This window comes from Martinezella sp. CNPSo 3957 (genome assembly GCF_057784395.1).
Map to the genome: position 1 here is coordinate 265,148 of NZ_JBXSOU010000003.1, position 24,456 is coordinate 289,603.

The 24,456-nt window shown below is 60.7% G+C and carries 24 protein-coding genes; 18 read left to right on the forward strand and 6 right to left on the reverse strand.

Features of this window, described 5'->3' with window-relative positions:
* The first annotated feature begins 27 nt into the window (after positions 1–27).
* From AC13QE_RS09735 to AC13QE_RS09760, 6 genes are all read left to right on the forward strand, one after another.
* Positions 28–2,079, forward strand: coding sequence for a LysM peptidoglycan-binding domain-containing protein (locus AC13QE_RS09735; RefSeq protein ID WP_488483489.1), 2,052 nt, complete (start codon positions 28–30; stop codon positions 2,077–2,079).
* A 204-nt stretch (positions 2,080–2,283) separates the two neighbouring features.
* Positions 2,284–4,170 carry an ABCB family ABC transporter ATP-binding protein/permease gene (locus tag AC13QE_RS09740; RefSeq protein ID WP_488483490.1) on the forward strand — a complete coding sequence of 629 codons (1,887 nt, stop codon included), beginning with the start codon at positions 2,284–2,286 and terminating at the stop codon, positions 4,168–4,170.
* A gap of 129 nt (positions 4,171–4,299) precedes the next feature.
* Positions 4,300–4,998 carry an acid phosphatase gene (locus AC13QE_RS09745; RefSeq protein WP_132716220.1) on the forward strand — a complete coding sequence of 233 codons (699 nt, stop codon included), beginning with the start codon at positions 4,300–4,302 and terminating at the stop codon, positions 4,996–4,998.
* A gap of 306 nt (positions 4,999–5,304) precedes the next feature.
* Positions 5,305–6,003, forward strand: coding sequence for a phosphatidylserine decarboxylase (locus AC13QE_RS09750; protein ID WP_132716218.1), 699 nt, complete (start codon positions 5,305–5,307; stop codon positions 6,001–6,003).
* A 122-nt stretch (positions 6,004–6,125) separates the two neighbouring features.
* Positions 6,126–6,986 (forward strand): CDP-diacylglycerol--serine O-phosphatidyltransferase, encoded by an 861-nt coding sequence (gene pssA, locus AC13QE_RS09755; RefSeq protein WP_015339321.1) that lies wholly within the window; start codon positions 6,126–6,128, stop codon positions 6,984–6,986.
* Between the two features lie 327 nt (positions 6,987–7,313).
* Positions 7,314–7,454: a hypothetical protein gene (locus AC13QE_RS09760; RefSeq protein ID WP_015339320.1), complete on the forward strand. Its 141-nt coding sequence runs from the start codon at positions 7,314–7,316 to the stop codon at positions 7,452–7,454.
* Positions 7,455–7,529: 75 nt separating this feature from the next.
* On the opposite strand, the gene AC13QE_RS09765 is transcribed toward AC13QE_RS09760, so the two are convergent.
* Both AC13QE_RS09765 and AC13QE_RS09770 read right to left on the reverse strand, forming a co-directional pair.
* A complete protein-coding gene (locus tag AC13QE_RS09765) occupies positions 7,530–8,294 on the reverse strand; it encodes an SOS response-associated peptidase (RefSeq protein WP_488483491.1) in 765 nt (254 codons plus the stop codon).
* Positions 8,295–8,337: 43 nt separating this feature from the next.
* Positions 8,338–8,658 (reverse strand): YnfA family protein, encoded by a 321-nt coding sequence (locus tag AC13QE_RS09770; protein WP_488483492.1) that lies wholly within the window; start codon positions 8,656–8,658, stop codon positions 8,338–8,340.
* Between the two features lie 163 nt (positions 8,659–8,821).
* On the opposite strand from AC13QE_RS09770, the gene AC13QE_RS09775 reads away from it, so the two are divergent.
* From AC13QE_RS09775 to AC13QE_RS09805, 7 genes are all read left to right on the forward strand, one after another.
* Entirely contained in the window at positions 8,822–9,241 is a 420-nt protein-coding gene (locus tag AC13QE_RS09775) for an NUDIX domain-containing protein (RefSeq protein WP_112337949.1), read from the forward strand.
* A gap of 94 nt (positions 9,242–9,335) precedes the next feature.
* Positions 9,336–9,770 carry a TIGR02301 family protein gene (locus AC13QE_RS09780; protein WP_488483493.1) on the forward strand — a complete coding sequence of 145 codons (435 nt, stop codon included), beginning with the start codon at positions 9,336–9,338 and terminating at the stop codon, positions 9,768–9,770.
* A 104-nt stretch (positions 9,771–9,874) separates the two neighbouring features.
* Positions 9,875–10,132 carry a hypothetical protein gene (locus AC13QE_RS09785; RefSeq protein ID WP_015339315.1) on the forward strand — a complete coding sequence of 86 codons (258 nt, stop codon included), beginning with the start codon at positions 9,875–9,877 and terminating at the stop codon, positions 10,130–10,132.
* A gap of 16 nt (positions 10,133–10,148) precedes the next feature.
* Positions 10,149–10,907: a hypothetical protein gene (locus AC13QE_RS09790; RefSeq protein WP_488483494.1), complete on the forward strand. Its 759-nt coding sequence runs from the start codon at positions 10,149–10,151 to the stop codon at positions 10,905–10,907.
* Between the two features lie 176 nt (positions 10,908–11,083).
* A complete protein-coding gene (gene ygfZ, locus AC13QE_RS09795; protein WP_488483495.1) occupies positions 11,084–11,923 on the forward strand; it encodes a CAF17-like 4Fe-4S cluster assembly/insertion protein YgfZ in 840 nt (279 codons plus the stop codon).
* Positions 11,920–12,537 (forward strand): YfbR-like 5'-deoxynucleotidase, encoded by a 618-nt coding sequence (locus tag AC13QE_RS09800; RefSeq protein WP_488483496.1) that lies wholly within the window; start codon positions 11,920–11,922, stop codon positions 12,535–12,537. The genes ygfZ and AC13QE_RS09800 overlap by 4 nt, the downstream gene beginning before the upstream one ends.
* The gene (locus AC13QE_RS09805; protein WP_488483497.1) at positions 12,534–13,052 is read left to right on the forward strand and encodes a tyrosine phosphatase family protein; all 519 of its coding nucleotides are present in this window, start codon (positions 12,534–12,536) and stop codon (positions 13,050–13,052) included. The genes AC13QE_RS09800 and AC13QE_RS09805 overlap by 4 nt, the downstream gene beginning before the upstream one ends.
* 116 nt (positions 13,053–13,168) lie before the next feature.
* On the opposite strand, the gene AC13QE_RS09810 is transcribed toward AC13QE_RS09805, so the two are convergent.
* Both AC13QE_RS09810 and AC13QE_RS09815 read right to left on the reverse strand, forming a co-directional pair.
* Complete coding sequence (locus tag AC13QE_RS09810) at positions 13,169–13,681, reverse strand: superoxide dismutase family protein (protein WP_015339310.1); 513 nt, start codon at positions 13,679–13,681, stop codon at positions 13,169–13,171.
* 151 nt (positions 13,682–13,832) lie between these two features.
* A complete protein-coding gene (locus AC13QE_RS09815) occupies positions 13,833–14,171 on the reverse strand; it encodes a hypothetical protein (RefSeq protein ID WP_015339309.1) in 339 nt (112 codons plus the stop codon).
* Positions 14,172–14,466: 295 nt separating this feature from the next.
* On the opposite strand from AC13QE_RS09815, the gene AC13QE_RS09820 reads away from it, so the two are divergent.
* The 5 genes from AC13QE_RS09820 to AC13QE_RS09840 all read left to right on the forward strand — a co-directional run bounded on the left by AC13QE_RS09820 (position 14,467) and on the right by AC13QE_RS09840 (position 22,915).
* On the forward strand, positions 14,467–17,211 hold the full coding sequence (locus tag AC13QE_RS09820; RefSeq protein ID WP_488483731.1) for a DUF2339 domain-containing protein: 2,745 nt from the start codon (positions 14,467–14,469) through the stop codon (positions 17,209–17,211).
* A gap of 70 nt (positions 17,212–17,281) precedes the next feature.
* Positions 17,282–17,935 (forward strand): HD domain-containing protein, encoded by a 654-nt coding sequence (locus tag AC13QE_RS09825; protein ID WP_488483498.1) that lies wholly within the window; start codon positions 17,282–17,284, stop codon positions 17,933–17,935.
* Between the two features lie 9 nt (positions 17,936–17,944).
* A complete protein-coding gene (locus AC13QE_RS09830; RefSeq protein ID WP_488483499.1) occupies positions 17,945–18,793 on the forward strand; it encodes an MOSC domain-containing protein in 849 nt (282 codons plus the stop codon).
* 122 nt (positions 18,794–18,915) lie between these two features.
* A complete protein-coding gene (locus AC13QE_RS09835; RefSeq protein WP_488483732.1) occupies positions 18,916–22,161 on the forward strand; it encodes an adenylate/guanylate cyclase domain-containing protein in 3,246 nt (1,081 codons plus the stop codon).
* Between the two features lie 73 nt (positions 22,162–22,234).
* A complete protein-coding gene (locus AC13QE_RS09840; RefSeq protein ID WP_132716207.1) occupies positions 22,235–22,915 on the forward strand; it encodes a peroxiredoxin-like family protein in 681 nt (226 codons plus the stop codon).
* 73 nt (positions 22,916–22,988) lie between these two features.
* Here AC13QE_RS09840 and recO read toward each other — a convergent pair whose 3' ends face one another.
* Together recO and AC13QE_RS09850 are read right to left on the reverse strand one after the other, a co-directional pair.
* Positions 22,989–23,756 (reverse strand): DNA repair protein RecO, encoded by a 768-nt coding sequence (gene recO, locus AC13QE_RS09845; protein WP_488483500.1) that lies wholly within the window; start codon positions 23,754–23,756, stop codon positions 22,989–22,991.
* Between the two features lie 58 nt (positions 23,757–23,814).
* Positions 23,815–24,186: a response regulator gene (locus AC13QE_RS09850; protein ID WP_015339302.1), complete on the reverse strand. Its 372-nt coding sequence runs from the start codon at positions 24,184–24,186 to the stop codon at positions 23,815–23,817.
* Positions 24,187–24,456: the final 270 nt, after the last annotated feature.

The window sequence follows — 24,456 nt, forward strand, 5'->3', positions numbered from 1 at the left end:
GACGACTTCGCCGCGTGGAGATGAATGATGATGAAGAACCGTGCCGGGTGGCTGGCTCTGTTGGTGTTGGCAATTGCGACCCTGTTGATGGTCTTCTTCGTGATGCCGCGCATCAACGGTGACAAGACCCCGATCGGCGATGCCGTCAATCAAGCCAGCAACACGGTTAAGAACACCATCGACGAGAACGCGCAGAAGGCCGGCGAGACTGCACAGAACGCGACGAAGACCGCGCAGAATGCCCTCAACACCGCAGATCTCACCAAGAAGCTGACCGAGCTGACGGGTGCGGCAACCACCTCGCTTGCCGATCTCAAGGCGCTGTTCAAGGATGGCAACACACCATCTCAGGATACCTTCACGGCCGCAAAGACGAAGGCAACCAACGCCCTGCAATCGATCGTCGGCTTCGCGCTTCCTGAGGGAATCGACGCAGCGACGACGGGGCTTGTGAAGAAGGTACAGGACGGCGCTGGCAAGGCGCTCACCATCATCCAGTCTCTCCCCGACAATACCGCCGAAGCGAGTGCAGCAATCGACAAGGCTTTCGCAGCGCTAACCGGCCAGCCGGCGCCTACGACGGCTTCTGCAGCCAATCCTCGCGTACCATCATTCGACGTGTTGCGCGTCGAGCCGGATGGCTCCACCGTCATCGCTGGTTCGGCCGAGCCGAATGCCAAGCTGGAAATCGTCGACGGCGAAAAGGTCGTCACCACCACCAATGCCGGCCCGAGCGGCGACTTTGCCGCCGTGCTCGACAATCCGCTGCCGCCTGGGGACCACGAACTGGTGCTGCGCGCCATCGGCAAGGACGGCAAGGCCGTCAATTCCGAGGAAGTCGCCACTGTCTCCGTGCCGAAAGACAATTCCACCCAGGTCCTTGCGATGGTGTCCAAGCCAGGCACTGCAAGCCGCATTATAACCGCGCCTTCCGCCAAGCAGGGCCGCGTGACCGCCGGCGAACAGGACGCGTCAGCAGCCGACGCACAGGCCAAGGCGACGGACAAGCCGGCAGCCACGGCAGACGCCAAGCTGCAACAGGATGGTACGGCGGTCGCATCCGCCAATCCGGCAGCCGGCACGGCAACGCCGCCGGCAGCAAAGGCGGAAGCGGATCAGGACGTCATGGTCAATGCGGTGGAGATCGAAAACGACCACATCTTCGTTGCCGGCACCGCGAAGCCGAATGCCAAGGTCCGCGCCTATGCCGACGACAAGCTCATCGGTGAGAACGTCGCGGGTGCGGATGGTCATTTCGTTGTGGACGGACCCATGCCTCTTGCCGTCGGCGATCACAAGATCCGCGTTGACGTGCTTGACGGCGCCGGCAAAGTCGTGGTGCGGACCAGCGTCAACTTCACGCGCCCCGAGGGCAATCAGGTGACGGTTGCGGCGCAGACGCCCGCCGCCAATGGTCAAGCGCAAGCGACCACGGCAAACATGGTACCGCTCGACGAGGGTGAGCTTGCCAAGCTCAAGGAAGGCGCCGGCAAGGCTTTTGCGCTGCTGAAGGGCCTGTTTACCGACGGTAAGCAACCGAATACGGAACAGCTCGCAGCCGCCCGCTCCGGCACGGAAATCGCGTTGAAGTCGCTCTCCGAATTCCGGCCGACCATCAACGCCAGCGCCGCGCTCAAGAAGGCGGCAGCCGATGCCTCCAGCGTGGCCGGCAAGGCGCTAGCTGCTCTCGTCGCCTTGCCGAAGGACCCGAAGTCGGTCGGCGCCGCCCTGCCTGGACTCGAACAGATGATCGCCGTTATCACGGAGCCTGCTCAGACAGCACCGGCACAGCCGAACACAGAGGTCTCATCCAACGACAGCGGCCCGAAGACGCTCGAGCAGGCGCCCCTCTCGCAAGATAGCAATGCCGTCATCATCCGTCGCGGCGATACGCTGTGGCAGATTTCGCGCCGCATCTACGGCGCGGGTGTGCGCTATACGACGATCTATTTGGCCAATGAGGACAAGATCAACAATCCGGACCGGATCCTGCCGGGTCAGGTCTTCGGTCTGCCGAAGGACGCATTGCCGAATGCCGAGGCGCTTCATCGCAAGCGGCTTTCGGGCGAGCATCTCTAGCAGCAACGACGGTCCATCGTGAACATTGACAGCGGCCAGGCTCATCAGCGCCTGGCCGCTGCTTTTATAGGGCATGAAAATAGTATAAGCGTCCCCCAACCTTTATAGCCTTCGCACGACAGCCAGTCTTGGCTGGGAAGGCTCGCCAGCCGGCTGGGCAAACATTGCCACGCCCGGCGGCCCAATCATTCGCCGGAGACGGACATGGCAGGCCAGAAGAAAACCATATCGGCGGATTCCAGCAATCCATTGAATACGATCGTCAATCTCTGGCCCTATATGTGGCCGAGCGGGCGTATGGATCTGAAGATGCGGGTGGTTTGGGCGACCGTCTTCCTGCTGGTCTCGAAATTCTTCCTGCTGCTGGTCCCCTACTTCTTCAAATGGTCCGTCGATGCGCTGAACGGCAAGCTCGACATGCAGGGCATACTGCCTGCCTTCCTGGTCGGCGCTGTCGCCTTGATCATCGCCACGAACGCGACGCGCCTGATCCAGCTCGGCCTCAACCAGCTGCGCGACGCGCTGTTTGCGAGTGTCGGCCAATATGCGGTGCGCCAGCTCGCCTACCGAACCTTCGTGCACATGCACGAGCTATCGCTGCGCTTCCATCTGGAGCGCAAGACCGGCGGCCTCTCGCGCATCATCGAGCGCGGCACCAAGGGCATCGAGACGATCGTCCGTTTCACGATCCTCAATACGTTTCCGACCTTCATCGAATTCCTGCTGACCGCCATCATCTTCTGGCGCGGCTACGGCTTTTCCTATCTCGCAGTCACGGCCGTCACGGTCTGGCTCTACATCTGGTTCACCGTCAAGGCGAGCGACTGGCGCATCTCCATCCGCCGGACGATGAACAACAGCGACACCGACGCCAACACCAAGGCGATCGATTCGCTGCTGAACTTCGAGACGGTCAAATATTTCGGCAACGAGGAGATGGAAGCCAAGCGCTTCGATCAATCGATGGAACGATACGAAAAGGCGGCCACCAGCGTCTGGACGTCACTTGGCTGGCTGAACTTCGGTCAGGGTCTGATTTTCGGCCTCGGCACGACAGTGATGATGGTCATGTCCGGCTGGTCGGTCCTCAACGGTCAACACACGGTCGGTGACTTCGTCTTCATCAATGCCATGCTGCTGCAGCTCTCCGTGCCGCTCAACTTCATCGGCTTCGTCTATCGCGAAATACGCCAGGGCCTGACCGATATCGAGGAGATGTTCGATCTGCTCGAGGTCAAGCCCGAGGTGGTCGATGCGCCTGACGCCAAGGAACTTGTCATCGGTAATGGCGCGATCGCGTTCAAGGACGTGCATTTCGCCTATGATCCGGCCCGGCCGATCCTGAAGGGCATTTCTTTCGAAGTTCCGGCCGGCAAGACCGTCGCTGTCGTCGGGCCTTCAGGCGCCGGGAAATCGACCCTGTCGCGCCTACTTTATCGTTTCTACGATGTGCAGAGCGGTACGATCACCATCGACGGCCAGGATCTGCGAACCGTGACGCAGAAGAGCCTGCGTAAGGTCATCGGCATGGTGCCGCAGGATACTGTGCTTTTCAACGACACCATCGCCTACAACGTCCGTTATGGCCGGCCGGGCTCAAGCGAGGCGGAAGTGACGGCGGCCGCGGAGATCGCGCAGATCGGCGACTTCATCCGCCAATTGCCGGAAGGCTTCGAGACCAAGGTCGGCGAACGCGGCCTCAAATTGTCCGGCGGCGAGAAGCAGCGCGTGGCGATCGCGCGCACCGTTCTTAAATCGCCGCCGGTTCTGATCCTCGACGAGGCGACCTCTGCGCTCGACACGACGACCGAGCGCGAAATACAGGCCGCCCTCGATGTCGTCTCCAAGAACCGCACGACACTTGTGATTGCTCATCGTCTGTCGACCGTCATCGGCGCGGATGAAATCATCGTGCTGAAAAGCGGTGTGATCGCCGAGCGCGGCACACATGCCGAACTGCTGGCACGGAACGGGCTTTATGCGTCCATGTGGAACCGCCAGCGCGAGGCGACGCAGGCCGAGGAGCATCTGAAGCAGGTGCGCGAGAACGACGACCTGGGCGTTATCGACCGGCTGGCGCCGGCGAGGTGAAAAACTGCGGATGCATTGAATTATGTCCCCACGGCAACGTCGAGTGCATAGTGTTTATGCACCGATTGCTGTCACGAGACTGAGATGACAGCTTGCTAGGTACGAGGGTCTTTTGAACGGAGCCCCCAAATGCGTACTTTTGCCAAAGCTTTAAGCCTGTTGCTCGTCGTCGGCCTGGCCTCGCCGGTTTTCGCCGAAGATGCCAAGCCTTTCGCCGATGCCAAGGAGATCAACCTTCTCGATCTGTTGCCTCCGCCACCCGCCAATGATTCCGCGCAGATGAAGGCGGAGCTCGGCGAAATCCTAACGATTCAGGTGACCCGCACGCCGGAAATGGCGGCTCGCGCTGTGGCCGATGCCGAAGAGAACGTCTGGCGCTTCTCCGACGTCATCGACAATCCGAAATTCACCAAGGAAAGCCTGCCGAAGTTTTCGGCCTTCTTCGATCGCGTCGTCGAGACCGAAGGCGCCGTCGTCGATCCAGCCAAGGACGTCTGGAAGCGTCCGCGCCCGCATCTCTACAGTGATCTCGTCAAGCCGATCGTACCGCTCTCCAAATCCGGCTCGTATCCGTCCGGCCACGCCACGGTCGGCACGCTGATGGGCATCGTGCTCGCGAACATGGTACCGGAGAAGCGCGCCGTCATCATGGCGCGTGCCTGGGAATACGGCCATAATCGCATCGTCGGCGGCATCCACTACGCCTCCGATATCGAAGCTGCCCATATTGCGGGTACCGTCATCGCCGAAACCATCATGACGCATGACGACTACAAGACCGAGTATGAAGGCGCCAAGGCTGAGCTACGCGCCGCCCTCGGCCTCTGATTTCCTGTCGACCGACGCAGAACATAGGAGGCCGCCGTCATCGGCGGCCTTTTCATTGCGTCCTACAGGGGTTTCTACAGGCTACACTTTTCAACTCCGGGGAACGTTGGCATCTTGCTCGACACGGATTGCGTTGAGGACGAGCGTGCGAAAGCATTGCCCATGACAGAGTTTGCCTGTAGTCACGCTCGACTGGTATTCAGAGCAAGACCGCTTATCTTGTTCTCATTCTTTTGACTGGCATGATCTTGACGGAGAACCGGAGCCTGGTTCCTGGCGGGAATGCCCTAACGGAGTAGGCCATAGATGAGCTTGATGAACAGCGTACGCAATGTCATCGTTCCCGTACACAAGGAAGGCTATCCCTTCGTTGCAGGTTTCTTCGTCGCGTCGCTGGTGCTCGGTTGGATCTTCAAGCCGCTCTTCTGGATCGGCCTGATCCTGACGCTGTGGTGCGCCTATTTCTTTCGCGATCCCGAACGCATGACGCCCCAGGACGATGATCTGGCGATATCGCCGGCCGACGGCAAGGTTTCGAGCGTGCAGATGGTGACGCCGCCGGCCGAGCTCAACCTCGGCAGCCAGCCGATGCTGCGTATCTCGATCTTCATGAACGTCTTCGATTGCCATGTGAACCGCTCGCCGATGCGCGGCCGCATCACCAACGTCGCCTATCGCCAGGGCAGCTTCCTCAATGCCGAACTCGACAAGGCCAGCGAACAGAACGAGCGCAACGGCCTCGTGATCGAAACGAAGCATGGCGAAATCGGCGTCGTGCAGATTGCCGGCCTCGTTGCCCGGCGCATTCTTTGCTTTGTCCATCCGAACGAGCCGCTGGATGCCGGCGAGCGCATCGGCCTCATCCGCTTCGGCTCGCGCCTCGATGTCTTCCTGCCGGAAGGTGCTTCGTCGCGCGTTGCCGTCGGCCAGCGGGCGATCGCCGGCGAAACCGTCATTGCCGAATTCGGTTCGGCCAAGGGCGCAACCCTTAGCCGCCGCAGCTGAAGCCGAGAGTATTTCCGCCCTAAACGGAGGTACGGAAATACTCTACACCATTGTTTTCACGCAATTTCGGACGCAAAGCTGCTTCGCACTTTTGCTGGAATTGCTCTAGGAACACGAGCGAGATGAAGACGCCTTTTCCGCCTTTCGAGCCACACGGGCCTAATGACGAAGCGCGCGGACCGCGTCTCCGGGAAATTCCGTTGCGGCTGATCGTGCCGAACATGATCACCGTGCTGGCGATCTGCTCGGGCCTGACGGGCATTCGTCTCGCTTTCGAAAATCGCTACGAACTCGCCGTCGTGGCCGTGCTGGTCGCCGCCTTCCTCGACGGCATCGACGGGCGCGTCGCGCGGCTGATGAAGGCCACCTCGAAGTTCGGCGCGCAGATGGATTCGCTCGCCGATATCGTCAACTTCGGCGTTGCGCCGGCGCTCGTCGTCTATGTGTTCCTGCTCGACCAGGCCCGCTCGCTGGGCTGGATCGCGGCACTGATCTACACGATCGCTGCCGGGCTGCGGCTCGCCCGCTTCAACGTCATGGCCGAGCGCGAGCACAAGGCCTCCTGGCAGTCGGAATATTTCGTCGGCGTCCCTGCGCCTGCCGGCGCCATGCTGGTGCTGCTGCCTGTTTATCTCGGTTTTCTCGGCCTGACGCCGGACCGCACCTTCGCCTTATGGGGTGCAGCCTACACCGTCCTCATCGGCTTTCTCCTGGTCAGCCGTCTGCCGGTATGGTCCGGCAAATCGGAAGGCAATGGCGTAAGACGTGATCTGGTGCTGCCGATCATGCTCGGTCTTGTCGTCTATGTCGCGCTGCTGATGAGCTATACGTGGCATGTCATGGTCGTGACCGTCGTCATCTATTTGCTGTCCCTGCCCTTCGGTGCGCGCTCCTGGGCGAAGAAATACGGCACCTACACCATTAACGGCCCCGCCGATCCCAATGTCGATGACTCCAACGACGACATAGGCCGGCATATCTAACGACGGCATATTAAATCGCCGCGCGGCAGCCCTTCGGCAGCTTCGCTGCGCTGCAACCACAAGTCTGCAAGTCTTCCTTATCAATCAAAGACATGGTGATCGCTCAGCGGCGCAATGGGGAGCCGGCGCGGCGCGATATTTCCGCAGATTCAAACGTTGCGGCAGTGCGGATTCTACACGAGGTTTTGGCGCTAATCTCTCGAAATATGGTCGTTGTTTACAAAAGCTGATTGGAAAACGCCTTCGATTTGTCATGATTTGCGACAAAAACCGCTACTCGACTGTGAATCGAAAAATGCTCCAGGGGAGCATGGTGAGGAGTGAAACATGACGCAGAAGAAAGACCAGCCGGCACAACCGCAGGCAAAGATCGACCCCAGTAAGCATTATCGCCCGCTGGGCCTGAAAGCCGTTCTTGCAGCACATCTGATGCTGAAGACGAAGCCTCTCAAGAAGAAGATCGCCTGAGACTACAGTTCTACCCGCCGCCGACCAATACCGGCAGGCAGCATTTCCGATCACTGGCCCCCGAATGGCGGCCGCTCAGAGAAGGCTTAGCTGGCCATCGTCCGGATCCGCCTTCTTCGGTGGTTTTCTGACCGGATCGTGCACTACGGGTGTCTGCACATCCGGCCCCATATTGGCAACTTTGTTGACGCGATCCGAAACCGGGATCGCCTCGAAAAAATCCTCCTGGACCGGCTTCATCAGATCAAGGACATCGCGCGGTTCCTGCGTCTTGCAATCGAGCCAGCGGGCGAAATCCTCCGGCTTGATGACGACGGGCATGCGGTCATGGATGGATCGGATAGCGCTGTTTGCCGCCGTCGTCAGGATCGCACCCGTATCGACCTCGGAACCGTCGGCCGACGACCAGGTTTCCATCAGCCCGGCAAAAGCGATGACGCCGCCACTGCGGGGCCGAATCCAGTAGGCTTGCGGCTTTTCGCCGCTTTCCTTCGGCGGTCGATGCCATTCGTAGAAACCGGATGCCGGGATGAGGATACGGCGATGGCGCATGGCCGCGCGAAAGGAGGCCTTGCCGATGGCCGTTTCCGCTCGCGCATTGATCAGCAGCGGGAAATCCTTGGGGTCCTTCACCCAATCGGGCATAAAGCCCCAGCGTACGAGCAGAGCACGGCGATCCGGCAGGTTGCTGCCCGGCCTCTGCCTGTCGCCCGATATCACGACAAGGATCGGCTGCGTCGGCGCGATATTGTAGCGCGCGGGAAAAGCCTCGTTCAGCAGGACGCCGAGCGCTTCCCCCACGTGATCTGCCGTCGATATCAAAGCGAAACGTCCGCACATGAGGCCTGTGTTGCACCCGAGAAGCGGGGGGTCAAGTCTGATGTCAGCCGCGCGGACCAAAGAGAATGATCCCCGCACCGGCAAGGCAGATGACGGCGCCCGAAATATCCCACCGGTCCGGCAGCCGCCCTTCGGCGAGCCAGAGCCAGAGAATGGAGGCAATGATATAGACACCGCCATAGGCAGCAAAGGTGCGCCCCGCCGCCTCGCTCGGCACCAGTGCCAGCAGCCAGGCGAAGAGCATCAACGACATCAGGCCAGGCGCCAGCCACCAGACGGGCTTCGACAGACGCAGCCACGCCCAGAAGGCAAAGCAGCCTGCAATTTCGGCAATAGCCGCCAAAGCATATAGCCCGTAGATCATCCCGGATCGGTCCCATATTCGGCGTTTTCAAAATCGCGGCTTCCGCGAGAAGCGAGTTAAGGGGCTTTCCCGCGGGACAGCAAGCGGCGTTTTCTGTAGAGATTGCTCGCCGATGACCTAGCATCCTTGCACCCCAACTTTCCATCCAAATGCAAAGCAACCTATGACTTCCAATCCTCGCCCTGCCTCCTCTGCCATTCTCGAGCGCAACGGCCGCTTCCTGCTTGTCTTGCGCAGCAATCCGCCGTCCGCCGACATGTATGCCTTTCCGGGCGGGCGGGCCGAAGACGGAGAGACGCCGGCCGACGCGGCACTGCGCGAGTTCAAGGAGGAGACCGGCATCTCAGCCCGCAATCCTCGCTTGTTCGAAACTTACGATCTCCGCTCCCATGCTGCAGACGGAACGCTGACGAGCCACTTCCTGCTCTCGGTCTTCCTCGTGGACGCCGATGAGGATGCCGTCGCCGAGGCCGCCGACGATGCGGCTGCCATCGGCTGGTACACCGTGGAGGAGGTGCGCGCCCTGCCCGTTCCGGCCAGCGTGCTCGAATGCGTGGAACGGCTTGCTGCAGAAAACGCATAGCTCAGCGCCGAAATTAACGATGCTGAGCAATATCGGGGTGGAAACCACCTGCCACGCCTTGTTCCCGTCATGCTTGTCCGGTCAACATGGTTACATGATTCATAACAACCTTGGCCGACCGCTTCTGATCTGCATCGCGCTTGCCGCCGCCTTTCCGGCTGCCGCACAGCCGGCAGCAAGCGCGCCGCCGGCACAGGTGCCCGATAGCGGGAGTGCGGAACAGCCGGTACCCTACGACGAACAGCTGTCGCGGCTCTCCGAAATCCTCGGCTCGATCGACTATCTGCGCAACCTCTGCAGTCCGACGCGGGAGGATGATTGGCGGGGCGATATGCAGCAATTGCTCGACACGGAAACCAAGAACGAGCCGAAACGAAGAGAAAGACTGACGGCGGCTTTCAACCGTGGGTATCGGTCCTTTGCGTCGGTTTACACGAATTGCACGCCGCAGGCCCGTACTGCGGAAGAGCGATACCGTAACGAAGGTGCAACACTGGCAACAGAAATCACCGCGCGCTTTGGAAATTGACGATTTATTAACCTCTTTTGACAGCGAGCCGTGTCGTTTTGAGAAAAGGCTGATAAAGTTATTAAGCAAGTGGTAAGGACATGAACGTCTCGAGGAAAGAAACAATGGAAGCCAGCCTGAACGAAATCGACGACATGATCGTTCATGAAAAGATGCAGGCAGCGCTGGAATACCAGAACGAAGCCTGGGCAGACGGCATGGCTGACGGTATCGAGCCTGAAATCATCGCCGACGCTGCCATTGCCCATGCAATTCGCGAGACGATCCGGATTCAGGGGGAACAGGGCGCCGAAGCCTTGCTCGAATCGCTGCGTGAACGCATGCTCGCAGGCGAATTCTCTCCGAACCGGACCCTGCAATAACAACCAGAGATTGCTTATGCGTATCTTTCCAGGCAATGCGCTCACCTGTTCCATTGCCTCCTTCGCTGCCGTAACCCTGTTTTTGGGCAGCGTGGCTCTGCCCATTCCGGCTAGCGCCTTTTCTCAGCTCAATCCGCCAGCCACCCAGGCGAGAGATACAGCAAAGTCCGCGCAACAGAAAAACGAGAAACCAATCGAGCAGGCGTTGGAAGCACCCGCTAACAATGCGCTGCCGACGCCCGATCCCTTGATCAACAAGCAGGCTACACAGAGCAGCGGTGGCGCTTCCAGTACCGGCAAATCGGTCGAATTCCTCTTCGATATCGACAAGGCGCCCGAGCCGGTAAAGAAGCTCCGTACCGCGATCGTCGAGGCCGCCGCTTCCGGCGATCTTGAGCGTCTGCGTCCGCTGATGAACATCGGAGGAGGTCTGAAACAGACCCAGGTTACGGCCGACGATCCCGGCGAAGATCCGATCAAGACGCTGCATGACCTTTCGGGCGATCCCGACGGCATAGAAATCCAGTCCATTCTCCTCGACATCATGTCGTCAGGCTTTGCCCATGTCGGCCAGGGAACCCCGGATGAGGTCTATGTCTGGCCCTATTTCGCCGAAAAGGACATCAAGACCCTCTCCACCCCGGAGAAGGTCGATCTGATGCGTATCGTGACGGCCGGCGACTATGCCGATATGCAGGAATTCGGCGGCTATAATTTCTATCGCGTCGGCATTACGCCGGACGGCCGCTGGAAATTCTTCACCTCGGGCGAATGATCCGGCCGGAGAACTTGCGGTTCTTCGCTGAAGGTCCTACCTCTGCGTGATGAAGCATGTCGCGCAAAAGTGCGCAGCGGTTTGCGACAACGACATGCGCAAGATCAAAGACCTGAAGTACAGGAAGCGAGTCTTAGAGATCGCGCCGTGCTTCAGGCCAAATCAGCGGAACCATCATGCCAGCCGTATTCCTCAGAGAGCGCTCCTTCATCCGCATCACCGGCGCGGAAGCAGAAGCGTTTCTGCACAATCTCATCACCACCGATCTCGTCTCGCTTGGCGCCGATGAGGCTCGCCCCGGCGCGTTGCTGACGCCGCAGGGCAAGATCCTGTTCGACTTCATGATCTGGCGGGATGGTGCAGGGTTTCTACTCGAAACCGACACGGCACAGCGGGAAGGTCTGCTGAAGCGGCTCACCATGTATCGACTGCGCGCCAAGGTCGATTTCGTCACAGAGGATACCCAGGGGGTCACGGTCGCCTGGGGAGATGCAGCGACGCATGGACCAAAGGACAGCCGCTTCGCCAAGGCGGGAATTGTGCTGAGCCGGACTCCCGGTGAACATGGCAGCGATCCCGATTCACTCTATGATGTGCTGCGGATCGCCAACGGCATTGCTGTTTCCGGCTCCGATTTCGCATTGCAGGATGTGTTCCCGCATGACGTACTGATGGATCTGAATGGCGGCCTCGGCTTCCGCAAGGGCTGCTATATCGGCCAGGAAGTGGTTTCGCGAATGCATCATCGCGGTACGGCACGCAGGCGTGTCGTCATCGTCAGCGGCGGTGCCGAATTGCCGGCCTCCGGCACGGAATTGACCGTCGGCAGCAAGCCGATCGGAACTCTCGGCTCGACCGCCGGCAACATGGGCCTTGCCATCGTTCGTATCGACCGGGCCGGCGAAGCCATTGCCGAAGAGGCTCCGATAAGGGCTGGCAATATCGATGTCACCGTGTCTCTGCCGGCCTGGTCCGGCCTCTCCTTCCCCGCGCGCGCCGATGAGGCGTCCGCATGACATCGGCGACGACTGCGCGCGCCTGGCAGCGCATGTTATCCGGGCGCAGGCTCGACCTGCTGGACCCGTCGCCGCTCGATGTCGAGATCAGTGACATTGCGCATGGGCTTGCCCGTGTCGCGCGCTGGAACGGCCAGACCTCCGGCGACCATGCCTTTTCGGTGGCGCAGCATAGCCTTGTAGTGGAAGCGATCTTTGGTCATCTCAACCCGGCAACGCCGGACGAACTGCTTGCCGCCCTGCTGCATGATGCACCGGAATATGTGATCGGCGACATGATCTCGCCCTTCAAGTCCGTTGTCGGCGGCGATTACAAGGTCGTGGAGAAGCGGCTCGAGGCGGCGATCTATAGGCGCTTCGCCCTGCCTCCGCATTGCGCGCCGAAGCTCAAGGAAAAGATCAAGAAAGCCGACACGATCTCTGCCTATTTCGAGGCAACGCTGCTTGCAGGCTTCACGCCCGATGAAGCCCGCAAATTCTTCGGCCAGCCGCGCGACATCACGCGCGAGATGCTGCCGATCGAGCCGATGCCGGCAATCGAGGCGCAACGGCTGTTTCTGAAGCGCTTCGAAGCGATCGAGGCGGAGCGCGCTGCCATGAGGGTTGGGGCGTGACCAGGATCGTCGTATCGCCGCTCGCGCGCATTGCCGAAATGGCCGTTCATCATGGCGCGCGCGAAATGATCAGTCTGATGGCCAAGGAGCACAGCTTCCACCGTCCCGCCGTCATCCAGGCGGATCGGCATCTGATGCTCCATATGAACGACATCAGTTTTGCCGGGACAGGCGATCTCGTCGCGCCACAGGAGGCGCATGTTCGCGCGATTATCGATTTTGCCTACGGATGGGATCGAAACGCGCCTTTGCTCATCCATTGCTGGATGGGCGTCTCCCGCTCGCCGGCGGCAGCGCTGATCGCGGCTTTGACCGTTCACCCCCAGCAAGACGATTTAGTGCTGGTGCGTCGGCTGCGGGTAAGCTCGCCATTCGTCACACCGAATGCCCGGCTGGTCGCCATCGGTGATGAACTACTGGGACGCCAGGGGCGCCTGGTCGCCGCAGTCAAAGAGATCGGCCGTGGCGCGGATGCCGACGGCAATGCGCCTTTCACACTGTCCTTGGATAGCTAGCACGTCGACGGCCATCAAATCATCACCAGCAGGCACGCCCTCGGCAGAACAATCGCTGCCGGACACCGACCGCTTCAATGACTGGACTCACTTTCGCTTTTCTGGCCGCCCGCCCCCTATTGAATGACGGCACATGCCAGACGCTTGCCCGCACCGCCAACGGGCTGGCTGCGGTAATCGTCCGACTCCGCATGGATCATCAGCGTGCGGCCGCGAATGCCGTCTTTGCCGTTCAGCGATACCATGCCATTGAAGACCTGGGCGCGCAGCTTGCCATCCTGGTCGACATACTGGTTGGGCATATCGCCGGCATGCGGCCCGCTGGCAGCCAGAAAGCCGTGTTCCGCCTTCGTGGGATTGAAATGCCCGCCGGCGGACTCGAAGCCGTGCGTATGCTCACACCGGCTATTTTCATGGATATGGAAGGCGACCCAGCGATTGGCGGGCATGCCTGACACTTCCAATTCGATCAGCACGCCCTTTTTACCTTCAGTCAACGTCGCCCGACCGGCCTGCTTACCGTCGAGGCCGACGAAATCGGCAGTAGCAGTATTTTGACTTTGGGTTTGTGCTGCCGCGGGCGCGGCTGCGGCAAGAGCGAGAATTGCAACGATCATTATCCGCTTCATGGAACACCCTCCCTGTTCTGCGTGGCTGTTGCCCAACGCATGGCAGGCATGACGGTTCCGGTAACTGGAAAAAATGATCCTACATCAAAATGATAAGGCAGCTTGCCGGTGTGCCGGCACGCCGCCCTCTCATCGGATGGTGAAGTACGTATCAGGCCGCTACGCTATCGGCGTCATATTGGCCGTAGGTACTGTTGTAGGCATCCATCGGCGACAGCAGATTAAGATCGTAGACGGCATTGGATTCCGGCGACTTTGCGGTAGAGGCAGCGTCGGCGCCCGGCAATTGAATGAGCTTGGCGATCAGATTACCCAAAGCGCTGCTGGAACCATCGGCTGCAGCGCCGGGATCGTCGGCTTCGAGAATGCCGGGGCGCTCGGCCGCCGCGCGCTCCCCTTCGCTCAAAAGACCGTCGTCATTCGCATCAAGGCGCGAGAGCGTGCCACGATACGGATAGGAGCTATTGGATATGGAAGAAACATGGGACATACAAACCTCCTAGGGTAGGAGCCGCCTCATGCGACGTCGTTTGTACTCAATACATTCAGAGCTAAACTATGAACTAGGTATTAAGCTGCTTCGCGCTGCCGGTAAAGACAAATTGTTAATGAGTATTAACCATAGTTCCCGAGCGGCAAATCCAGATTTTCTAATATTTGTTTTGTGATGCTTCGTCAGGCGATGGGGCATAATCCCCTGGAATCATAGGCAAATCCGGCTATCCAGCCTTACTCGACAAACAGTTTCGTATATGGTGCGACGGATTGCCCATGGAGGGGACATGATGGAATTGTTGCCGCTCGTCATCCTGATTGTCGGTATCGTGGTATTGCGGGGCCACAACCTAAGGATAAAGCAGCTTGAGGCACGCGTTCAGGAGCTGCAAAACGCTCTCGAGGGCAAGGTGCTGACGCCGGATACGGGCGAATCGATTCCGGCGGCTTATGCCGTCGCGCAACCCATGGACGACGAACCGAAAGTCGCGATCGAAGATACTTCCACGCCCGAAATCGAGGCGCCCGCTCTCGCTGCACGCAACATTGCGGATGCGGGCCAGGAAGAAGGCGCTCCTCTTGCGAGCCAGACCTCCATCCCACCGAAGGAAAGCCTGGAGAGTAAGATAGGCGCACGCTGGGCCGTCTGGGTCGGCGGCATCGCCCTGGCACTCGGCGGCGTCTTCATGGTCAAATATTCGATCGAGAGCGGCCTTCTCAGCCCCGGGGTGCGTCTGGCTCTTGCGGCGCTCTTCGGCCTTGTCCTGATTGCCGCGGGCGAAGTGATCCGCCGCCGCGCCGCGCCGGTTCTGAACAGCGCCTTTCAGAATGCGATGATCCCTGGCGTCTTGACGGCAGCCGGTGTCGTCGCCCTGTTCGGCTCAACCTATGCGGCGCATGCCATCTACGAATTCATCGGCCCCGCAACCGCCTTCATTCTTCTCGCTCTCATCTCGCTTGCCACGCTCGGACTATCGCTGTTGCATGGGCAAGCGCTTGCCGGCCTCGGCCTGCTGGCGTCGATGGCGACCCCTGCCCTCATCGCTTCTACCGCGCCGCGTCCCTGGACACTCTTCGGCTATCTCGTTCTGACCTGGCTTGCGACCCTTTTGGCATCGCGCCTGCGCCGCTGGCTGATCGCGCCATCGCTCGCAAATGGGCTTCTGAGCCTGTGGCCGCTGCTCTACATTACCTTCAGCCCGGTCGTCGATCTCGCGCCGGTCACGCTTTCCATGCTGGCCATGATCGGCGGCACCATCTTCCTGTGGCCGGGACGCTATCCAGTCTCGGAAGCAGCGAAAGAAGACGCGACAACGGCACCGGCCGAAGACACGCCCCAGCGAGTAAGCGCCGGTATGGAATGGGCGGCATTTCTCGCCCGACAGCCCCTCGGCATGACGCTGACGGCCGCCATCGGTGCACTCACGGTATCACTCTGCATCGTCAGCTTCAGCCTTCGATATGGATATCCAATCGTCGATGCGACGTTCATGTTTGCGGCGATCGTCGCAGCGGTTGCGGCCTTCGGTGCCGGCCGCCTGCATGCAGCTTGGGCAACGATCCTGTCCGCGCTCGTCGCCGTGCTCGGCACATCCGGCATTCTGACCAACTGGATCGCCGGGATCGAATCCACGGGGGATGGAACCGCCAGCCTGCAGAGCACGGTGCTTTACGAGGTCCTCGGCCTCGGCACCCTCTTCGTAGTCATCGGCGCCTTCTTCCTCCGGCGCTTCGCCCAGGCGGAGAAGCCATATGCCGCGCTTTGGAGCCTTGTCATGGCCACCACGCCCTTGGCAATCGCGACGATCAGCTTCATCAACTTCGGCAACTGGACGCTCGACTGGCTGCATGGGCTCTACGGCATCGGACTGGCCCTAGTTCTCATCGGGCTTGCGGAATGGCGGGATCGCAGCGACGGCGAAGAGCTGAACCTGCCGACGAACATCCTCGCGGCCGGCTCCTTCGCCGCAGCAGTCTTCGCCCTGCATACGCTTGCGCATCATGCCACAACGACGATCCTGCTGCCGGTTCTCGGCATCGCCTATCTTTTGGCCGGACGCCTGCGCAATTGGCCCGTTCTGCCATGGACCATGGTTGCCGCGCTTGTCATCACTATGGGGCGCATCGCCTGGCAACCGACGATCGTCGATCCCTCGGAGCTCGGCACGACGCCGGTCTTCAATATGCTGCTTGCCGGCTACGGCATTCCGGCCGCCCTTGCCGTCTTTGCGGCCTTCATTGTTCGCCACTCGCCGAGCCTGCGGCTGCGCAATGCGTTGCAGGCGCTCGCCTGCTTCCTCGTACTGCTAACGATCGCCATCCTCGTGCGCCACGCCATGAACGGCGGCGTTCTGAACGATGCGGCTCCAACGCTCGGGGAACAGTCGATCTATACGCTGCTGGCAATCGGTGCTTCGGCAACGCTGATGGCGCTCGATCTCAGCGCCGCGAGCCCTGTCTTCCGCTATGGTGGCATGGCCCTCGGCGTCATTTCGGTCGCAATGATCCTCACCCTGCATCTGCTGGGACTGAACCCGTTCATGACAGGCGAGAGCACGGGTCGCATACCACTCTTCAACCTGCTGCTGCTCGCCTATCTTCTGCCTGCTGCCGCCTATGGCGGATTGGCGCTCTTTGCTCGCAACCGGCGTCCTCTCCCCTATGTCGCAATGCTGGCTGTCGCGGCGGCCGCGATGGCCTTCGCATGGGCAACCTTGTCGGTGCGGCGCTTTTGGCAGGGCGAGTACATTCCCTTCTGGAACGGCTTCGTCCAGGGCGAGCTCTATTCCTACTCTGTCGTCTGGTTGCTGATCGGCATCGCGCTTCTCGGGCTCGGCGCCCGCTTCGAGGCCCGGAGCCTGCGCATCGCTTCGGCGGTGCTGGTCTTCATCGCCGTCGTCAAGGCCTTCCTCATCGACATGGCGAGCCTCGAAGGCTTCCTGCGGGCACTGTCCTTCATCGGCCTCGGCGCTGTCCTGATCGGTATCGGCCTGTTCTACCAAAAAATCCTGACGCGTAAGAAGGCGACGGAGTGATTGCAGCTGATACATTGACCCGGTAGGACAATGAAATCTGCCGACTAATCATTCCGGAGCGAGTGCGCAAATGAATACTGAAAAGATGGCGCAAGCCTTCGCGCCATTCGAAACGCTGGCTGCGGATCTCATTCCCCACGCCGCCGATGGTGACGACGGTTCGCACGATATCGCCCATATCCTGCGCGTCTTCCGCAATGCCATGGCCATCCAGGCCGAAGAAGGCGGCAATGCGCGCATTCTCGCCGCGGCCGTGCTGCTGCATGATTGCGTCGCCGTCGAAAAGAATTCGCCGCATCGCGCGCAGGCTTCGCGGCTCGCGGCTGAGAAAGCTTCGGGCATTCTGCAGCAGCTCGGCTGGGCGGAAGAAGATATCGCGGCCGCCGCGCATGCGATCACCACCCATAGTTTCTCCGCCAACCTGTCGCCGGAAACATTGGAAGCGAAGATCCTGCAGGATGCCGACCGGCTGGATGCCATCGGCATGGTGGGCGCTGCGCGTTGTTTCTATATTGCCGGGCGTCTCGGCTCCGGCCTGTACGACCCGTTCGATCCGCTTGCGACAGAGCGTCCGCTTGACGACAAGCGCTTCGCCATTGACCATTTCGAGACAAAGCTGTTCAAACTGGCGGGTGGATTCCAGACCGAGACCGGAGCCAGGTTTGCCGAAGCACGGCACGACCGGCTGAAGACCGTGCTGGCAATGTTCATTGACGAAATCTGAGGGCCACCTATGCGCGTCAGCGATCTTTTCATCTATCCCCTCAAGAGCGCGCGCGGCATCGCCATTCCGTCGGCCGCCGTCGATGCTTTCGGTCTCGCAGGCGACCGCCGCGCCATGCTGGTCGATCCCTCGGGCAACTTCATCACCCAACGCGAATTGCAGGCACTGGCCCGGATCGACATCCAGCCGGCGCCTTCCCATCTGCGCCTGAAGATGGAGGGCAGGCCCGACATCATCGTGCCGCCGCCGCATCCCGACAACCGTATGGACATCGTCGTCTGGAAATCAGCCGTCAACGCCTCCGTTGCCGACGAGGACACCAACAAGGCGCTGTCGACATGGATGGGCCGCGAAGTCAAAATGGTCTTCTTCGACAGGCTCGCGAAGCGCATCGCCAGTCCGGAATGGGCGGGAGAGGATACGCCCGTCACCTTTACCGATGGCTATCAGATTCTCGTTACTACCACCGGCTCGCTGAAGGCGCTCAACGCCAATCTCGCCGCTCACGGCGAAGGCGCCGTCGGCATGGAGCGCTTCCGCCCGAATATCGTCATCGATATCGACGAGGAGTGGCCGGAAGATCGCTGGGCGGCAATCGAGATCGGCGGCATTCGCCTCGATCTCGTCAAGCCCTGCTCGCGCTGCATCATGACGACGCAGGACCAGCAGACCGGCTCGCGCGATGTGCCCAATCCCATGCCCGCCATGGGCCGCATCCGCATGTCCGCCGATCGCCGCGTCCCCGGCCCGCTCTTCGGCTGGAATGCGGTGCCGCGCAGCGAAGGCTCGGTGAAGATCGGCGATGCAGTGACGGTACTTGAGGAACGGCCGGAGGGCTGGGCGCTCAAGCGGCGATAGTCGTTCCGCCGTTTGTTTAGCTTGCGGACCTAAGACAGCAGGCGCATGCTTATCGCTCATTTTGAACCCGGCGGTTACGGCTGAAACAGCCGTGGTGCGCGGGCTTGGTTGAGGTGCGTCCGATGGAGTGCGCCGGCTGCGGTTTCGATATTCAAAGCGGCTTTGCTTTCTGTCCGCGATGCGGCACAAAGCAGCCAATCTCCTGTGCCGCGTGTGGCAACCCTTGCCAGCCCGATTTTGCCTTCTGCCCCAAATGCGGCGCTGCGATTTCCGACAAGGCGCAACCCGCGGCCAAGCCGGTCATCAAGGCTGCATCGGCAAAATCCGAAGATGATGCCGACCGGCGGCCGGTGACCGTGCTTTTTGCAGATCTTTGCGGCTTTACGACGCTGAGCGAGCAGATCGACCCCGAAGTCATGCGGATGCTGCAGAACGAATTGTTCGAAGAGATGACCCAAGCAGTCGAGGCCTATGGCGGCTTCGTCGACAAGTTCGTCGGCGATGCGCTGCTGGCGCTGTTCGGCGCGCCGGTCGCCCATGAGGACGATCCAGTGCGGGCACTGAACGCAGCGCTCGATATGATCGATCGGGCAACGCAGGTGGGCGAGCGCTGGCAACCGCGCGCCGGCGTGCCGCTGCGTCTGCATATCGGCATCAATAGCGGCCCGGTCGTCACCGGCGGCTTCGGCGCGGTCAGTACCAAATCCTATTCCGTGACCGGCGACACGGTGAATACCGCCCAACGGCTGCAATCCATGGCGGGTGAAAACGATATCCTCGTCGGGCCGCTGACCTATCGCCTCACCCGCCATGCCTTCGCCTTCGACAGCCTCGGCGCCCAAGCCTTGCGCGGCAAAAGCGGCAATGTGCTTGTTCATCGGCTGACGGGACCGTTGGAAGCGCCGCATACGGCGCGCGGGCTCGAAAGTTTCGGCCTCCAGGCACCGATGATCGGACGAGATACGGAGCTGTCGCGGCTTTTAACCTGTCTCGACCTTGCCTGCGGTGGTGCGGCTCAACTTGTCCGCCTCATCGGCGAAGCGGGTATCGGCAAGTCGCGGCTGGCCAACGAGTTCATCGCCATTGCCGGCAATACGGCCCGCTTTCCAGGTCTCGCCATCCGCAAGGCGACCTGCTCGCCTCTCGGCGAACAATCCTATGGGACGCTTGCCGCGGTGGTGCGCAGCGCCTACGGCATCGGCGAGCGGGACAATCTCGACAGGACACGGCAATTGCTGGCGATGGGATTCCGCGCGCTCGATCTCACCCAGGAGGATATCGACGGGCTTCTGCCGCTTTTCCTGCATGTCCTCGGCCTCGGCGATCTCAACGGAGCGTTGCGACATATCGAGCCTGAACAGTTGCGGCGGCAGATCTTCTATGCGGTCCGCACCGTCTTCGAGCGGCGGCTGGCGCAAGGTCCGCTGCTGCTTGTCATCGAGGATCTGCATTGGGCAGACGCCGCCTCGCTGGAAGTACTTCGCTTCATGATGGATCGGTTGGAGCGCAGCCGGCTCATGCTGCTGGCGATCTATCGGCCGACATCGCGGATCGATCCGCTGGATTCCAATCGGGTCAGTGTTACCGTGCAACGTCTCGGCCCACTCGTCGCAGCCGACGGGCGGAAGCTGCTCGCGGCCTTTTTCGGCGAGAGCCATGGCAAGCTGCCGGTCCCGATGTGTCAGCGCATCCTCGATCGTGCCGGCGGCAATCCTCTCTTTATCGAGGAGATCCTTCGGGGATTGATCGACATGGGCAGGCTGCACAATGACGGTCAGCGCTGGCAAGTTGCGGCGGAAGACACGGATGTCGATATTCCGGTCAATCTGCAGGCCCTGTTGCTTGCCCGTGTCGATCGTCTGCCACAGGAGATCAGACGGTTGGCGCAGGAGGCGGCAGTGGTCGGCCCGAAGTTCGACACCGCTCTGCTCCGCAGCATCGCCACCGACCCGGCTGCCATCGATGCCGCATTGGACTATCTCTGCGATGCAGATATCGTCGAGGAATTGCGCGGGCCGGATGCCGGCGCCTCACCCACCTATCGTTTCAGCCAGTCCCTGCTGCACGATGTCATCTACCATAATCTCCTGTTGCAGCGGCGCACCGACCTTCATCACCGGATCGGTCAGGTTCTGGAACGCCAATATGGCTCGGCGCCCGATCGCCCCGAGCATCTGGCGCAGCTCGGCCATCACTTCAGCCTGACCACCGAGAAAGCCAAGGGAGCCACCTATCTGATGGCGGCGGGCGATCTGGCACGCATGACCTATGCCAATGACGATGCAATGCGCCTCTACCGTCAGGCTCTTGCCGCCTTCGCAGACGAGCCGGAGGTGACGTCGGAGCAATTGGCGCTTCTGGAGCGTCTTGCCGATCTCTGCGGCCCTGCCGGTCTCCGCGACGCTGCCCTGAACCATTATCAGCGAGCGCTTGCGATCCACCGCAAGAGAGACGATCGGATCGCTGCAGCGAGGATATTGCGAAAAATCGGCCGGCTGCATCACGAGGCGGGGCGCCGCGATCAGGCGGAAGCGCATTGCGCCGAGGCCGAGGCTTTGATCGCGACGATCGATGCCCCAGTCGAACACGCGCATCTCCTGCAAGAGCGCGGCCATATGGCCTTCCGCATGGGCGACCAGGCCGCCGCCGCCGAATGGGCGACGCAGGCCCTGCAACGGCTGGAAACGCTCCCCATCGACGGTTCGACCGAGGCCGGACGAGAGGCGGCGCGGGCGATGGCGGAGGCACTGAACACCAAGGGCGCGGCACTTGCGCGGCTCGGCCGCCGCCGCGATGCCGTGCAGGAAGTGGAGCGCAGCCTTGCTGTCGCCGAAAAGGCCGATCTGCAAAGTGCCGCCTGTCGCGCCTATTCCAACCTCGGCGTGCTCTACACCATTGTGGATCCGGCCCACGCCATCAAGATCTGCCGGCGCGGGCTTGAGGTCGCGACCCGCATCGGCGATCTCGGCTTCCAGGCTCGCCTTCTCGCCAACCTCGCCGTTTCCTGCTGTACCTTTACCGACCGCTGCGCCGCCGAAGGCGTGCCGGCGGCGGAGAAGGCAGTGGAAATCGACCGGGCGCTCGATCAGCGCGATCATCTCTCCGTACCGCTGATCGTCCTCGGACAGATTCATCAATGCCACGGGCAGCCGAAGCTAGCCCGCAGGTATTACGAGGAAGCCCTTGAGGTCGCAAAGGAGATCGATGAGCCGCAGCTGCTTTTTCCGTGCTATGATGGCTTAGCGACACTGAGCCTTGAGCATGACGACATGGATGAGGCGGAACGGTATTTCACGCTGGCACAGGATGTGTGCATCCGCCACAACCTCGATCCAGGCACACTCGTCGTATTGCCGTTTCTCGACTGACTGTCTTCATTGTGACGATCTTAGGCGATTGGTTGGGAGAACCGGTTCAAATACATAAAGGGAGGAACGAAACATGCAGGAGAACCACACCGAAAGACCATTGCAGCCTGGAGATCGCGCGCCAAATGTCGTGCTGGATGCAATCACTCGCCAGGGCAAGATCGCCATCGACGATTTTCGCGGCCAGAGGCCGGTCCTTGTCGGATTATTCCGTGGACTGCATTGTCCCTTCTGCCGCCGGCAGATCGCCGCGATGTCCGAACTCACCGGAGCCCTGCAGGAGAAAGGCATCGATAGCCTGACCGTCGTCAACACACCGATCGAACGCGCCCGGCTCTACTTCCGGTTTCATCCGCTTCCCAACCTACTGGCCGCTTCCGATCCTGAACGGGTATCGCACAGGGCCTTCGGCTTGCCGAATATCCAGTTCACCGAAGACGAGACCGACTGGCCGCGCAAGGTCGGAATGAATGCGGTGCGATCGATGCGCATCGAGATGCCGGGCGAGCTTCCCGAACCGATGGATCCGATGGCGGCGACGGAGTTCCTCGACAAGGCGGATGGCTACGAATTCACGCAGGACGACAAACATATGATTGCTACCGGCGAAGGTCAGCTCGTCGGCGAATTCCTGCTCGATCGGGATGGCGTCATCCGCTGGTGTTTCACGGAAGTCGAAGAGGCCGGTCGTCATATGTTCGGTATTCCCGCCCCGCGGGAGGTGATGTCGGCGGCGTCGAATATGGCGGTTTGAAGCGAGCGGTCTTTCGGCTCCGAACACGCCTTGAGCGCGATCCTATTTGCCGCGCACTTTTGCGCGGCTTGCTCTATCTTTTGGCTGCAACGGTTGACCGTTCCCGTGACACCATATTCAGTGCCTTCATTGCGGCCTGAATGAAGCCCTCGCGCGCCGCGGCGATCTCTATGCCGCGCGGTTCGTAGACATGGCGATGCAGGAAGAAGCCGGTCAGGCGGAAAGCGGCGGAAAGGCTTTCCCGATCCGCGGCGATCAGGGCTCCGGTCGTCAAAAACGGCGGCAATGCCAGCATCTTGTCCGCCCAGGGCATGCCGGCTGCCCGGCAAACGGCACGCCCGGATTTCGGCGAAACGAAAGCCAGATCTTCACGCACGCCGGTTGCTGCGCATTCCGTCAAATCGAGGCCGAAGCCGAGATCGTTCAGCACGGCAAGTTCGAAGCGCACGAAGAGTTCGCCGGCATCGGCAGGGTTCTGCAGGTTTTCCAGAATGACATCGAGCGCATCGTAGAGATGTGGATGCGGATCACGCTCCGGCAAGAGCCGCAACAATGCGGCCATTGCCTGCACGCCATAGACGGCGGTCGCGGTCTCCATCAACCGCGCGGCCCTGAGCGTGACCGGCTCCATGCGAAACTCGCCGAGATGTTCATGCAGCCTGGCCCGCCAAGTGACCTCGACGAGATTGCCGGCCTGCAGCACCGGCTGCATGGCGCGCGAGCGGCCGGATCGCACCAGCCCCATATGGCGGCCGCGGCCACGCGTCATCACCTCGGCGACGACACTAGTCTCGCCGAGACGTTTGACACCCAGAATGATCGCATGGTCCTGCCATTGCATCGGCCGGCTGCCCCGAAAAATTTCCGCGATTCGAGTTTAGGGCAAACGGCCGCGGCTGTCACATGGCAAGAGAGGAACCGCCGGCCAGGGCCTCGACAAAGAGACGCATGGATTGCTCGTCGAAGGGCTTGTTCAAAAGCGGCACATGCCGCAGATCGGCCGGAAAATCGAGCGTATCGGAATAACCGCTGACGAAGCCGAAGGAAATGCCGCGTTCCATCAGCAATCTGGCAAAGCCGAAGCTCGTCGACTCTCCAAGATTCACGTCAAGCATCGCAAAATCATAATGTTCGGAATGGATCGCGTTGACCGCCTGTTCCAGATTCGAAGCAATCTCAATCTGCTGGATACCTACGAGACGAAGGATTTCCTCAGTCTCCATTGCAATAATGAGATTATCTTCCAGTATAAGCACGCGCTGAAACGTCATATCAGCGCCATCCCTGCACGTATGCGCCAGTTGGCGCAGCCCGTAAAAAGTCCCGCATCTATCCCTCCGGCGCCAATCATCGGCCCGTATTGAATGGATGGTTTGCCCCATCCGCTTTGGCTCAGTCTCTTGTGACATGACCTTGCCTCCAACCCGCTTCGCACTTTTTGCACTGCGGTACTATGGGCTCGTCACCATTGCTCCAATCGCTTTTGTCGCCGGGGTTAGTAAAAGGTGAAACTGGTAGAAAAGTGACGATAACAGTAATCT

What these genes read in the sequence shown, in the direction of transcription:
- AC13QE_RS09735 (WP_488483489.1), top strand. Translation starts at nt 28, where the DNA reads ATGATGAAGAACCGTGCCGGGTGGCTGGCTCTGTTGGTGTTGGCAATT.
- AC13QE_RS09740 (WP_488483490.1), top strand. Translation starts at nt 2,284, where the DNA reads ATGGCAGGCCAGAAGAAAACCATATCGGCGGATTCCAGCAATCCATTG.
- AC13QE_RS09745 (WP_132716220.1), top strand. Translation starts at nt 4,300, where the DNA reads ATGCGTACTTTTGCCAAAGCTTTAAGCCTGTTGCTCGTCGTCGGCCTG.
- AC13QE_RS09750 (WP_132716218.1), top strand. Translation starts at nt 5,305, where the DNA reads ATGAGCTTGATGAACAGCGTACGCAATGTCATCGTTCCCGTACACAAG.
- pssA (WP_015339321.1), top strand. Translation starts at nt 6,126, where the DNA reads ATGAAGACGCCTTTTCCGCCTTTCGAGCCACACGGGCCTAATGACGAA.
- AC13QE_RS09760 (WP_015339320.1), top strand. Translation starts at nt 7,314, where the DNA reads ATGACGCAGAAGAAAGACCAGCCGGCACAACCGCAGGCAAAGATCGAC.
- AC13QE_RS09765 (WP_488483491.1), bottom strand. Translation starts at nt 8,294, where the DNA reads ATGTGCGGACGTTTCGCTTTGATATCGACGGCAGATCACGTGGGGGAA.
- AC13QE_RS09770 (WP_488483492.1), bottom strand. Translation starts at nt 8,658, where the DNA reads ATGATCTACGGGCTATATGCTTTGGCGGCTATTGCCGAAATTGCAGGC.
- AC13QE_RS09775 (WP_112337949.1), top strand. Translation starts at nt 8,822, where the DNA reads ATGACTTCCAATCCTCGCCCTGCCTCCTCTGCCATTCTCGAGCGCAAC.
- AC13QE_RS09780 (WP_488483493.1), top strand. Translation starts at nt 9,336, where the DNA reads ATGATTCATAACAACCTTGGCCGACCGCTTCTGATCTGCATCGCGCTT.
- AC13QE_RS09785 (WP_015339315.1), top strand. Translation starts at nt 9,875, where the DNA reads ATGGAAGCCAGCCTGAACGAAATCGACGACATGATCGTTCATGAAAAG.
- AC13QE_RS09790 (WP_488483494.1), top strand. Translation starts at nt 10,149, where the DNA reads ATGCGTATCTTTCCAGGCAATGCGCTCACCTGTTCCATTGCCTCCTTC.
- ygfZ (WP_488483495.1), top strand. Translation starts at nt 11,084, where the DNA reads ATGCCAGCCGTATTCCTCAGAGAGCGCTCCTTCATCCGCATCACCGGC.
- AC13QE_RS09800 (WP_488483496.1), top strand. Translation starts at nt 11,920, where the DNA reads ATGACATCGGCGACGACTGCGCGCGCCTGGCAGCGCATGTTATCCGGG.
- AC13QE_RS09810 (WP_015339310.1), bottom strand. Translation starts at nt 13,681, where the DNA reads ATGAAGCGGATAATGATCGTTGCAATTCTCGCTCTTGCCGCAGCCGCG.
- AC13QE_RS09815 (WP_015339309.1), bottom strand. Translation starts at nt 14,171, where the DNA reads ATGTCCCATGTTTCTTCCATATCCAATAGCTCCTATCCGTATCGTGGC.
- AC13QE_RS09820 (WP_488483731.1), top strand. Translation starts at nt 14,467, where the DNA reads ATGGAATTGTTGCCGCTCGTCATCCTGATTGTCGGTATCGTGGTATTG.
- AC13QE_RS09825 (WP_488483498.1), top strand. Translation starts at nt 17,282, where the DNA reads ATGAATACTGAAAAGATGGCGCAAGCCTTCGCGCCATTCGAAACGCTG.
- AC13QE_RS09830 (WP_488483499.1), top strand. Translation starts at nt 17,945, where the DNA reads ATGCGCGTCAGCGATCTTTTCATCTATCCCCTCAAGAGCGCGCGCGGC.
- AC13QE_RS09835 (WP_488483732.1), top strand. Translation starts at nt 18,916, where the DNA reads ATGGAGTGCGCCGGCTGCGGTTTCGATATTCAAAGCGGCTTTGCTTTC.
- AC13QE_RS09840 (WP_132716207.1), top strand. Translation starts at nt 22,235, where the DNA reads ATGCAGGAGAACCACACCGAAAGACCATTGCAGCCTGGAGATCGCGCG.
- recO (WP_488483500.1), bottom strand. Translation starts at nt 23,756, where the DNA reads ATGCAATGGCAGGACCATGCGATCATTCTGGGTGTCAAACGTCTCGGC.
- AC13QE_RS09850 (WP_015339302.1), bottom strand. Translation starts at nt 24,186, where the DNA reads ATGACGTTTCAGCGCGTGCTTATACTGGAAGATAATCTCATTATTGCA.